We start from the raw sequence: 11,620 nt of genomic DNA, 5'->3' as shown, positions 1-11,620 counted from the left end.
TCCGCCGGGGTTCCTCATGATCCACCTCGGTACGGCCGGAGGCGAGCATCGCGCTGAACGGTCCCGGTGGGCAGGGCCGTTCGGCCCTGCGGGCACCGACCTTCGGCATCCGGCGGTGACGGGAGCGGAGGAGAAGGGTGAGGGGTGTCAGGCAACGAGCGGATTCGAAGGGACATCATCGCCATGGCCGTGCACGAGCACCCTCACCGTCTGCCCACTTTCCGGGCCCGTCTGTCGCTGTCCGTGGGCGAGGCCGCGCGCACGCACTCCGTGTCCGCTTACGTGTTGGCGTCGTTGCGTCTGGTCACCGGGTTCGTGTTCCTGTGGGCGTTCCTGGACAAGACCTTCGGCTTCGGCTACGCCACCCCCTCCGGCAAGGGCTGGACCGACGGCGGCTCCCCCACCAAGGGCTTCCTCTCCCACGTCTCCGCCGGCCCCATGCAGTCCACGTTCCGCTCCTGGGCCGGGGACACCTGGACCGACCGGCTGTTCATGCTCGCCCTCCTCGGCATCGGTGTCGCGCTGACCGCAGGTGTGGCTTTGCGGATCGCCGCCGCCGCGGGGACCGCGCTGATGGCGTTCATGTGGATCGCCGAATGGCCGCCCGCCAAACACCTCGCCGACGGCACCGCCAGCATGTCGACCAACCCCTTCGCCGACTACCACCTCGTCTACGCCATCACCCTCATCGCACTCGCCGCATTCGCCGCCGGCGACACCCTGGGCCTCGGACGCGCATGGTCCCGACTCCCCATCGTCCGCGACCACACCTGGCTCCGCTGACCCACCAACCCCCGGACTGACACCCGGCACACCCTCAAGGAGACGACCACCATGCCCCGCAACGTCACCGTCGGCCTCGACGGCTCCCCCGAGAGCCTCGCCGCCGCCGAATGGGCCGCCACCCTCGGGCTCCCGCTGACGCTCGTGCAGGTCTGGGAGCCGGTCCCGGCTCCGATGGCGCAGGCCCCGCTGTTCGGCCCCGAGACCCACCAGCACTGGACCGACCGCATCCCCCGCGAGGCGGCCGACGGTCTGCGCCGGCGCCACCCCGAGATCGAGGTGACCACCACGCAGGTCACCGGCCACCCCGCCGACGCCCTGATCGAGGCGGCGAAGGACGCGGAACTCCTCGTCCTCGGCTCCCGCGGACTCGGCGGCATCGGCGGCTTCATGGTCGGCTCCGTCGGCCTGTCCGTCGTCGCCCACGCCCAACGGCCCGTGGTCCTCGTCAAGAAGGACGCCCCGCCCGCCACCGGCCCCGTCGTCCTCGGCCTCGACACCGACCACCCGGACGCCGGCCTGATCACCTTCGCCTTCGAGACGGCCGCCCGCCGCGCCGTCCCCCTGCGCGTGGTGCACGCCTGGAACCCGCCCCCGTACATCGCGTACGGCACCCCCGCCGACCCGGCCCTGCACGAGACGCTCCTGCGGGGCGACGCGGAGAGGCTGGCCGAGATCCTGCGGCCCTGGCGGCACGACTTCCCCGGGGTCGAGGTCGCCGAACAGGTCCGCTTCGGCAACCCCGCCGTCCGGCTCGTGGACGACGCCCGCGACGCCTCCCTGGTCGTCGTCGGACGCCGCACCCGGCACAACCCGTTCGGCACCCACATCGGGCACGTCACCCACGCCGCCCTGCACCACTGCGCGGCCCCCGTCGCCGTCGTCCCCCACGACTGACGGACCCCGAGAAAGAGGAACAGACATGAAGGCAGCGGTCGTTCGAGCTTTCGGCGAGCCCCTCGTCATCGAGGAACGCCCCGACCCCGAGCCCGGACCCGGCCAGGTCCGCGTCCGGGTCGAGGCGTCCGGGCTGTGCCACACCGACATCCACGCCGCGCACGGCGACTGGCCCGTGAAGCCGAACCCGCCGTTCGTCCCCGGGCACGAGGGCGTCGGGCTGGTCGAGGAGCTCGGTGAGGGCGTCACCTCGCTCACCGTCGGGCAGCGGGTCGCCGTGCCCTGGCTGGGGCGGGCCTGCGGGCGGTGCGAGCACTGCCTGTCCGGGTGGGAGACGCTGTGCGAGCGGCAGATCAACACCGGGTACGGCTGCGACGGCGGGTACGCCGAGAAGATGCTCGCCTGGGCCGACTTCGCGCAGCCGGTGCCCGAGGGGGTCTCCCCGTTCGACGCCGCACCGCTGACCTGCGCCGGCGTCACCACGTACAAGGCCCTCAAGGTCGCCGGGGTACGGCCCGCGCAGCTCGTCGCCGTCTCCGGCGTCGGCGGGCTCGGGCACCTCGCCGTGCAGTACGCCAGGCTCGCCGGGGCCACCGTCGCCGCGATCGACATCACCGACGACAAGCTCGACCTGGCCGCCCGGCTGGGCGCCGACCTCGTCATCGACGCCCGCAAGGAGAACGTCGGCGAGGTCCTCAAACAGCACGGCGGGGCCCACGCCGCGATCGCCCTCGCGGTGAACGACGCCGCCTTCGAGGCCGTCAACGCCGGGCTGCGGCGCGGCGGGAAGCTCGTCATGGTCGCCCTGCCTGCGCACGGCACCGTCCGCCTGCCGATCTTCGACACCGTCCTCAACGGCACGAGCGTGCTCGGCTCGATCGTCGGCACCCGGCAGGACCTCGCCGAGGTCTTCCGGCTGCACGCGGCCGGCCGCACCGAGGTCCGCTACGAGACCCGCCCGCTCGCCGACGTCAACGACGCGATCGACGCGGTACGGCGCGGCGAGGTCACCGCGCGGATCGTGTTCGACCTGGGCGCGGGGCGGTGAGGACGATGACACCTCCGGTCGTCGTCGGCGTGGACGGCTCCGAGTCCAGCCTGCGCGCCGTCGACTTCGCCGCCGACGAGGCCGCCCTGCTGTGCCACGTCGAGAACGCGCTCGCAGAACGGCACGCCAGCCAGGAGCGGCTGCGCAGCTTCGCCGCCGACGCCAGCCACGAACTGCGCACCCCGGTCGCCTCCGTACGCGGTCACGCGGAACTCGCGCTGCTGCACCCCGGACCCGTCCCGCCGGAGGTGACCCGCGCCCTGGAGCGCATCGAGGCCGAATCGGCCCGCATGGGCGAGATGGTCGACGACCTGCTCCTGCTCGCCCGCCTCGACGCCGGCCGCCCCCTCGAACAGGAACCCGTCGACCTGACCCGCCTCGTCCTGGACGCCGTCACCGACGCCCAGGCCGCCGGGCCCGGACACCGCTGGGCCCTCGAACTCCCCGAGGAACCCGTCACCGTGACCGGCGACGCCCACCGCCTCCACCAGATCCCCGCCAACCTCCTGGCCAACGCCCGCCTGCACACGCCGCCCGGCACCACCGTCACCGTCTCCCTGGCCACCGACGGCGAGACCGCGCGGCTCTGTGTCCACGACGACGGCCCCGGCATCCCCGCCTCCATCCGCCCCCGCGTCTTCGAACGCTTCACCCACGGGGAACGCCGCCGTACCGAGGACGCCCAGGGCGGCACCGGGCTCGGCCTGTCGATCGTCGCCGCGGTCGCCCAGGCCCACGGGGGAGACGTCACTCTCGAAAGCTCCCCCGGAGCGACGACGTTCACCGTGCGGCTCCCGGCGGACCACAGCCCACGGGGGTGACCGTGCCGCCGGACACGGCACGTCCCGCGACCGGGCCGTCCCCGTACGGAAGTCGGCGCTCACCTCCCCGTGCCCGTGGCGCGACGACGTGTTCGGGCACGAGCCGGTCCCCGCCCCTGCCCCGCGCGGCGTTCGCGGACGCGGGGCAGGGCCGGGGAGGCGGGGCTCAGCCCACGGTGTAGGTGTACGGAATCCCGATCAGCTCGGACCCCTCGGTGAACGGGGAGTCCGTGTCGATGTAGAGGGTTCCGTGGACGACCGTGCCGGCGGGCGCGGTCGGGGTGAGGGTGAGGGTCATCGCCGCGGTCCTGCCGGGGGCGGCGGTGACGCTGTCGAAGTCGGCGGTCGGGTCCCAGAAGTCACCCGTGGAGGCTTTGGCCGCCGGGTCGAACGCCTGGGTCGTGGCGGTGAGCGTGACCTTCGCGGTGCCGGTGCCCGCGGGCTTGTCCTTGTAGGGTCCCCGGTCGGTGACGTCGGTGGTCCACTGTCCGGCGGCCAGTTGGCCGGCGGTGGCGGTGGCGACGGTGGTGCCGTCGGGGCCGGGCTGTCCGAACACGGCGGGGGCGCCGGTCCAGGGGGTCAGGGTCAGGTCGACCGGGCGGTCGGCGCCGGCCGTGGCGACGAGCCGGGTGGTGTGCGTGGGGACGACCCAGGCGGGGCCGCCCTCGTTGATCTTCCCGGTGCCCGTCCTGTCGTCGCCGAGTTCGAAGGCGCCGGTGTCGGTCATGGTGTCGAGCCGGGGGTCGAGGAAGTAGTCCCGGACGGCCGGACCGGAGTTGGGCACCCGGATCGGGACGGTGAGGGAGCTGCCGCGCTCGATGACGCGGGACGGGCTGTCGGGCAGGCCCGTCGCTGTCGCCGTCACCGCGTCGAAGCGGACCCTCCCGGTGACCCGCTGGCTGAACGCCTTGCCGCTGACCGCGTCGGGCAGGCCGACGATCAGGGTCCAGCGCCCGGCGGCCGGGCGGTTCGCGGTGAGGCTCGCGTACTTCGTCGGAACGCTGTGCTCGCCGGTGGTGCGGTCGCTGTCGCGGGCGATGACCTGGCCGTCCGGGCTGATCAGGTAGTAGACCAGGGTCGCGGCGGGGTCCTCGGCCGTGAGGTCGATCGTGAGGGCGCGCCTGCCCGCCGGTACGTCCAGGTAGTAGCCGTTCGTCTGGCCGACGTCCCGGCCGACACCGCCGGTGATCGTGGCGGCGAAGGACGTGCTGTGCCCCGGTGCCGGGTCGGTGGGGACCAGCGTCCGGCGGGCCACCGGGAGGGACAGCCGGGTCCCGCGGTCGGAGGCGAACTGGAGCGAGAAGGGCGCGTCACCGGCCGTACGCGGCAGCGGGACCCGTACCGGGAACCGGGCGGTGCCGCCCGCCGGGACGACGCGGGTCTGCTCAGGGACGCCGGTCGAGGTGTAGCGGTGGCCGGTGAGCCGGACGGCGACCGGGCCCCGGTAGCTGCCGGGCTTGAGCGGCGGCTGCTGGAGGTGCATACGGCCGTTGCTCCACACGACCTTGACCGTCCAGGCGCCGGGCACCGGGTCGTGGACGTCGACGTGCTGGTAGTTGCTGTGCAGGCCGTAGCCGTCGTAGTCGTAGCTGAACTGCGTCAGCCGGCCCCGCGGATCGACCAGGACCAGCGCGAGCTTCCCGGAGTCCGCGGTGCCGGGCCACACCATTTCGGCGTCCAGCAGCGGGGTCCCCTTGGGTACCTGGACCGTGAACGGGTGTGCGGCGAGGGCGCCTTCGCGGTCGTCCCCGGCGAGGGGCGCGCCGACGGTGACCTTGCGGTCGGCCCGGAAGGTCTGGGCGCCGACCGTGCGGGAGGTCATGGTGACCCGCTGCGGGCGGGCGGCGGTGTTGGTCAGGGAGACGGTGGTGTCCCGCGTGCTCCCCGGCCTGCCGACCACGTTCAACTGGCCTGCGGAGGGGATCAGTTCGGCGCCGGCCGGCTGACCGTGCGGGGTGTCGACGGAGCGTGCCGCGCGGACGGCCGCCGCCGTGTCGAGCAGGCCCGCGCCCTGTTCGTCGGCGGGGGTGCGCAGGTCCCTCGCCGTGCCGGTCAGGAGCCGCTTGACGAGGTCCGGCGCGGGGCGCGCTCCGCCGTGCGTGTCCTGGTACGCCTGGACGACGTCGGCCGCCGCGCCGGCCACGAAGGGCGCGGACTGGCTGGTGCCGCCGAACACCTGGGTGGGCAGGGCGCAGTCGGCCCAGCGGGGGGAGGGTGTGCAGGCGGCCATGCCGACCATGCCGGGCGCCACCAGGTCGACCAGCTTGTTGTCCGGGGTCGTGCCGCCGGAGGAGAGCGCGGTGATGTTGTCGCTGGTCCACTTCCGGTAGCCGAAGCCCTGCGCGACGAGGCGGAAGGACGTGGTGGCTCCGACGCCGATGACGTGCGGGTCGCTCGCCGGTGAGCCGACCGTGCCGGAGGTGCCCGAGTCGCCGCTGGAGGCGACCACGGTCACCCCGGCGGCGACCGCGGCGTCGTCGGCCAGCCGGATCGGGTCCGTGGCCGCGTCCGGGTAGAGGTTGCTGCCGAAGGACTGGCTGAGGACGTCGGCGTGGTGGTCCACCGCGTACTGGATCGCACGCACGAACCCGGAGGTCCAGGCGTGCTCGCCGTACACCCGCAGGTCCATCAGCTCGGCGCCCGGCGCGAAGCCGCGGACCCGGAACGCGCAGCCCTTGGAGAGCTTGGCGTACGGCAACTGTGTGGCCAGGTCGTACGTACGGCTGCCCTGCGCGGCGATGGCGCTCGCGTCGCCGAACGCCTCGGCGCCGCCCGTGTCGGCGTTCACGCCGTCGCCGCTGAAGTCCTCGCGGTCGGTGACCACATGGGTGCCGTCGGGGCGGACGAACTCGGGGTTGTCCGCGTCCATGCCCTCGGCGAAGAAGGCGACCTTCACGCCCTTGCCGGTGGCGTTGCGCTGGGCGGCGTCGGTGTGCGTGAGCTGGAGGGCCTCTGATTCGAGGAGGGGTTTGCCGGGGTCCTTGGGACAGCTGGTGCCGGTGGCGGTGGCCGGGGCGGCGCCGTCCCTGCGGGGCAGTCGTATCGGGAGATCCGGCACGACGGCGGCCACCTCCCGATCGCCGCGGATACGCGCTATCGCCTCCGGCCTCAGCGTCGCGGAGACGGCGTTGATCAGGCCCATGCCGTCGACGTGCGTGGCGCCGTCCTTCTTCAACCGCGCCACGACGGGCGCCTGTTCCTCGGCCGCCCGCGTCCGTGACAGCCGAGCGCCCGACTGGTCGCGCATGAGGACGATGACCCGCTGCGCGGGCCCGCTCTCACCGGTGCCGGCCGCCTGCGCGGGTACGGCTCCCAACGAGAACGCACCCATCAGGATCGCTCCCGCGAACGCCGCTCTTCTTCTGTTGTCGTGCATGAAGTCTCCGCTTGTGGGGGGTGCGGGACGGCAGTGACAGCCGCCGCCGGTGATCATTCGCCCCAACTCGTCAACTTCGTAAGGCACTTCACGTCAAAGAGTGTTCAAGATTTCAAGCACCTGGGACGCGGCGTCGTGCGGCTCGCCGGGGAACGGCGGGTGAGGCCGCCGTCGGGTGCGGGGTGGAGGCCGGAAGCCGCCGAGGCGGGATTCCCCCGGCGGCCACCCCGCCGGGCGTCACACCGCCGACCACCCGTCGTCGACCGGCAGCACCACGCCATTGACGTTGCTCGCCGCGTCCGACGCGAGGAAGACGATCGCGGCGGCCTGCTCCTCCGGCTCGGCCAGACGGCCCACGTTGACGAAGTGGGGGCCGAGGGCGGCCGGGCCGTGGGCCGACGGGTCGGGCTGGACGACGATGCCGGTGCGGGTCCCGCCGGGGGCGATGGCGTTGGCGCGGATGCCCTTGGCCCGGTACATCACGGCGAGGCTCTTCGTGAGGCCGACGACCCCGTGCTTGGAGGCGGTGTAGGCGGCGCCCGCCGCGCTGCCCCGCAGGCCCGCCTCGGAGGCGGTCGACACGATCGCGCCTCTGCCCGCCGCCAGCATGTGCGGCAGGACCGCGCGGGTCAGCAGGAACGGCGCGGTCAGGTTGACACGTATAACCCGCTCCCACTCCGCGTCGGTGACGTCCGCGAGCGCCGACATCCGGTCCATGATCCCGGCGTTGTTGACCAGCACGTCCACCCCGCCGAACCGCTCGACGGCGGTCGCGACCACCTCGTCCACGACAGCCTGCTCGCTCAGGTCCCCGGTGACGGCGACCGCGCTGCCGCCCTTGTCCGTGATCTCCGTGACGACCTCGGCCGCTCCGCCCGCGTCGAGGTCGGCCACCAGGACGCGTGCCCCCTCGGCGGCGAAGGCGAGCGCGGCGGCCCGCCCGATCCCCGAACTCGCCCCGGTGACGACGACGCTGCGGCCTGCCAGACCAGTGCTCATGGTGGTGCTCCTTGCTGTGTGGTGCTGTGCGACGCCCGGCCCTCGGGGCCCGGCGCGGCCCACCCTACGACTTAATGTCTCTGAGTGACATAAAAAAGCGAGGTGCAGTTCGGAGAGAATTCGGGGAGACGCGCAGTGTGACGAGAAGACCGGAGCCGGAGATGACCGCAGCCCCCGAACGCACGGGCCGGACGGGACGCCCGCCGCTGACCGACGAGCAGAAGGGGGAGATCCGTCTGGAGATCGCCGTCGCGGCGCTCGACCTGTTCGCCGCCCAGGGCGTGGCCGCCACCACCGGCGAGCAGATCGGCCGCGCGGTGGGCATCTCGGCACGCACCGTCTGGCGCTACTTCCCGAGCAAGGAGGCGTGCGTACGGCCCCTGCTGAGCGCCGGCATCGACGCGATCGCCGCGGAGCTGCGGGCCGGCCCCCTCGCCGAGAACCTCGACCGGTTCGTCACCGACGGGCTGCGGCTGGCCCCCGGCCGGGGCATCGCGCTCATCCGCCTGACGCGCACCGAACCCGGTCTGCGCGCCGTCTGGCTCCAGTCGTGCGACGAGGCGGAATCGGCGTTCGCCCGAGCCCTCGCCGCCCGCGCCGGCCTCTCCCCGGACGACCTGCGCCCCACCGTCCAGGCGGCCGTCCTCAACGCCGTCCTCCGCGCGGCCGTCGAACACTTCGCCTGGCACACGTACGACCCCTCCGCCGACCCCGATCTCGCCGAGAGGCAGTGGGCGCAGACGGTCCGGCAGGCCCTCGCGACGGCGAGCGAGGGCATCGCCTGAACGTGCCGGGCGCCCTGGAGCGTCACCCTTCCCGAGGCGTCAGCCGAATGTGGTGGATCGCCTTGCGGTGATGCGTGTAGGCGATGTGCAGCGCGCCGTCCGGAGCCTGCGTGATCGACGGATACGACAGCTCGCGGTTCAGCCCGTCCCGCGAGTTGTTCGTGAGGCAGTACCCGTCGCCGGTCACAAGATCCGCGCGCGTCGGCCAGGTCAGCCCCCCGTCGGACGACAGGGCGAGACTGAGCGGCGCCCGGGGCGCGCCCCAGAACGCGGTGGACGGAGCCTGCTGGGCCGTGACGGTCGTCGCGCCGCCCGCGCTGAGCCCGCCGGCGTCGTCGATCTCGTCGTAGAGGGAGACCCGGCGGTCGGTGGCGTCGGCGGCGCTGCTGTGGTTGTAGACGAGGGCGAGACGGCCGTCGCGCAGCGGCACGTACTGGATCGACGAGTTGTTGTTGGGCAGTTCGACGGGTTGGGGCTCGCTCCAGGTGTCGCCGTCGTCCAGTGAGACGGAGCGGTGGACGTGGTCGGCGCGGCGGCTGCGGTAGAGGGCGCAGAGCGTGCCGTCGGCCAGCCGGTGCACGTTCATGTGGACGAGCCCGGTGGAGCCGGGGACCGGCTGCTCGCGCCAGGTGTCTCCCGCGTCGTCGCTGATCATCACGGAGCTGGTGTCGAGGTCGCCCGACCACTTCGTGCCGGGGGTGACCACGCACCGGAAGACCGGCACCAGCAGCCGCCCGCCGGGCAGGACCACCGGCGGCTGGCGGACGAAGACACCGCTGCCGGGCGACGCGGGGAACAGCGTGCGCGTCGCGCCCCAGGTCGCGCCGCCGTCCGCGCTGACCCGCAGCCGTACCTCGGCGGTGTCCTGGTCGCCGCCGCGCTGGGCGGTGTGCAGGAGCCACAGCTCGCCGGAGGGCGCCGCGAAGAGGAGGGGGTTCTGCTCGGAGCGGGTGGGGTCCTCCGAGAGCCGGACCGGGTCCGTCCAGGCGGTGGCGGCGGGCGCGAGCCGGGAGAACCACACCGCGATGTCGGCCATGCCCTCCTGCGTGCCGCCGAACCAGACGCAGCCGAGGTCCCCGCCGGGCAGCACGGTCAGACTCGCGGCGTGGCTCTGCACGGTCGGCGCGGGCAGGACGGTGTCGGTGCGGTCGTAGGCGTCGAGGAGTGCGGTCGTCACAGCGTGGCTCCAGGGGTTCGGGCCGAGTCCAGGTGGTGGCGGGCGCTCTGCTCCAGGTGGACCAGGTCGCAGGCGACGGTCGCGAAGGTGAAGCCCTCGTCGAGGCGCTTCGCCGCGCTCGTCCCGTCGGGGTTGTGGATGCCGGCGGCGATGCCCGCCGAGGCGGCGGCCTCGCGGACGGCCACGAGCGCCGCCTCGAAGGCGTCGGCCAGGGCGGGGTCCGTGGAGGTGGCGCCGCCGAGGGCGATCCGCAGGTCGGAGGGGCCGACGTAGACGCCGTCGAGACCCGGCGTCGCACAGATCTCCTCGACGTTCGCGAGCCCCTCCGCCGTCTCGATCATCGCGAGGACGACGGTGGCGTCGTGCGTCTCGGCGGGGTTCGGGCCGATCCGCAGGGCGGAGCGCATCGGGCCGTAGGAGCGGCGGCCGAGGGGCGGGTAGCGGACGGCGGCGACGGCCTCGGCGGCCTGCGCGGCGGTGTCGACCAGCGGCACGATCACCCCGGTCGCGCCGGCGTCCAGGGCCCGGCCGATCGGCGCCGGATCGTTGCCCTCGACGCGGACCAGGCCGACGGCGGTGGAGCCCTGGCAGTCGACGGCGAGGAGGTTGTTGAGCATGCCGGAGTAGCCGAACAGTCCGTGCTGGGCGTCCAGGGCGACGTAGTCGTAGCCGAGGCGGGCGATCCGTTCGGTGGCCACGGGGGCGTCCAACAGGCACCAGTAGCCGAGGAGTCGCTCGCGGGCGCGGAGGGCGGCGGTGAACTCTGCCGGGGTCATGGGAGGAAGTTCCTTTGCGCAGGGGGGAGTTCAGCGGTTGTAGGCGGGCATCGGGCCGCGCAGCGTGGCGCCGACCGCGTCGCAGGCGGCGGTCACGTCGGCGGGCAGGGGGCCGGCCTGGGCGGCGGCGAGGTTGGCGCGCAGGTGCTCGGTGCGGGAGCCGCCGAGGAGGAGGGCGTCCGTCGAGTCGCGCTCCAGCAGCCAGCGCAGGGCGAGTTCGGTGAGGGGGAGGCCCGACTCGGCGGCGATCCGGGCGAGTTCGGCGACCGCGTCGAACAGGCGCGGCTCCCAGTAGCGGGCCCGGTACATCTCCGCGAGCCGCGAATCCCCGAACCGCCCCGACTCCGGGGCCTGTTCGTAGTGGTGGCGGCCGGTGAGGAGGCCGCCGCCGAGCGGGTTGTAGACCATCGTGCGCAGCCCGGTGACGGCCGCGTACTCGACGTACTCCTCCTCGATCCGGCGGGCCAGCAGATTGTGCAGCTGCTGGGCGACGACGGGCCGGGGCGCCCCCACCTCGTCCGCGACCCGGACGACCTCGCCGATCTGCCAGGCGGCGAAGTTGGAGACGCCGAGCGCGCGGATCTTGCCCTCGGCCACGAACTCCGCGACGGCGGTGAGGGTTTCGGCGAGCGGCGTCGCGCGGTCGGGCTGGTGGAGGTAGAACAGGTCGACGTGGGGTCGGTGCCGAGCCGCTTGAGGCTGCCCTCCAGGGCGGCCCGCAGCCCGGCGGCGGACAGCGGGGCGTGCCCGTCCTGGTCGGGATGCGGGATGCCGGCCTTCGTCGCGAGGACGATCCGGTCCCGGTGCGCGGGCAGCAGACCGGCGAGGATGCGCTCGCTCTCGCCGCCCGCGTACCCGTTGGCGGTGTCCACGCCGGTCACACCGGCGTCCAGCGCGACCGCGAGCATGTCGGCCGCGCCCCGCCCGTCGACGGTGTCGCCGAACGTCATGGTGCCGA

9 protein-coding genes and 2 pseudogenes are annotated in these 11,620 nt (G+C 73.7%); 5 read left to right on the top strand and 6 right to left on the bottom strand.

Annotated elements, in window-relative coordinates; all coding sequences use genetic code 11:
* Positions 1-183: 183 nt before the first annotated feature.
* The 4 genes and pseudogenes from ABZX85_RS20500 to ABZX85_RS20485 form a co-directional block, all read left to right on the top strand.
* Positions 184-783: a hypothetical protein gene (locus tag ABZX85_RS20500; protein ID WP_355870728.1), complete on the top strand. Its 600-nt coding sequence runs from the start codon at positions 184-186 to the stop codon at positions 781-783.
* Between the two features lie 51 nt (positions 784-834).
* The gene (locus ABZX85_RS20495; protein ID WP_355870259.1) at positions 835-1,680 is read left to right on the top strand and encodes a universal stress protein; all 846 of its coding nucleotides are present in this window, start codon (positions 835-837) and stop codon (positions 1,678-1,680) included.
* Positions 1,681-1,705: 25 nt separating this feature from the next.
* Positions 1,706-2,728, top strand: a complete 1,023-nt coding sequence (locus ABZX85_RS20490) for a zinc-dependent alcohol dehydrogenase (protein WP_355870256.1) — start codon at positions 1,706-1,708, stop codon at positions 2,726-2,728.
* 86 nt (positions 2,729-2,814) lie between these two features.
* Positions 2,815-3,549, top strand: a pseudogene (locus tag ABZX85_RS20485) (HAMP domain-containing sensor histidine kinase); the annotation flags it as partial.
* 166 nt (positions 3,550-3,715) lie between these two features.
* Here ABZX85_RS20485 and ABZX85_RS20480 read toward each other — a convergent pair.
* Both ABZX85_RS20480 and ABZX85_RS20475 read right to left on the bottom strand, forming a co-directional pair.
* Positions 3,716-6,925, bottom strand: coding sequence for a S8 family serine peptidase (locus tag ABZX85_RS20480; protein ID WP_355870253.1), 3,210 nt, complete (start codon positions 6,923-6,925; stop codon positions 3,716-3,718).
* A 237-nt stretch (positions 6,926-7,162) separates the two neighbouring features.
* On the bottom strand, positions 7,163-7,924 hold the full coding sequence (locus tag ABZX85_RS20475) for a glucose 1-dehydrogenase (RefSeq protein ID WP_355870251.1): 762 nt from the start codon (positions 7,922-7,924) through the stop codon (positions 7,163-7,165).
* A gap of 161 nt (positions 7,925-8,085) precedes the next feature.
* On the opposite strand from ABZX85_RS20475, the gene ABZX85_RS20470 reads away from it, so the two are divergent.
* Positions 8,086-8,709, top strand: a complete 624-nt coding sequence (locus ABZX85_RS20470) for a helix-turn-helix domain-containing protein (RefSeq protein WP_355870248.1) — start codon at positions 8,086-8,088, stop codon at positions 8,707-8,709.
* 22 nt (positions 8,710-8,731) lie between these two features.
* Here the strand turns inward: ABZX85_RS20470 and ABZX85_RS20465 are convergent, their stop codons facing one another.
* From ABZX85_RS20465 to ABZX85_RS20450, 4 genes and pseudogenes are all read right to left on the bottom strand, one after another.
* Entirely contained in the window at positions 8,732-9,886 is a 1,155-nt protein-coding gene (locus ABZX85_RS20465; protein ID WP_355870245.1) for an exo-alpha-sialidase, read from the bottom strand.
* Positions 9,883-10,662, bottom strand: coding sequence for an aldolase/citrate lyase family protein (locus tag ABZX85_RS20460; RefSeq protein ID WP_355870242.1), 780 nt, complete (start codon positions 10,660-10,662; stop codon positions 9,883-9,885). The genes ABZX85_RS20465 and ABZX85_RS20460 overlap by 4 nt, the downstream gene beginning before the upstream one ends.
* A 30-nt stretch (positions 10,663-10,692) precedes the next feature.
* Positions 10,693-11,328, bottom strand: a complete 636-nt coding sequence (locus ABZX85_RS20455; RefSeq protein ID WP_355870726.1) for an aldo/keto reductase — start codon at positions 11,326-11,328, stop codon at positions 10,693-10,695.
* Positions 11,329-11,399: 71 nt separating this feature from the next.
* Positions 11,400-11,570 (bottom strand): annotated as a pseudogene (locus ABZX85_RS20450) (aldo/keto reductase); the annotation flags it as partial.
* Positions 11,571-11,620: the final 50 nt, after the last annotated feature.

Origin of the sequence: Streptomyces sp. NPDC004539 (genome assembly GCF_040610055.1) — a bacterium.
In the GTDB taxonomy this organism is placed as follows: Bacteria; Actinomycetota; Actinomycetes; order Streptomycetales; family Streptomycetaceae; genus Streptomyces.
Note: the sequence above shows the minus strand (reverse complement) of the source record. Positions and strands in the feature narration are given on the sequence as shown.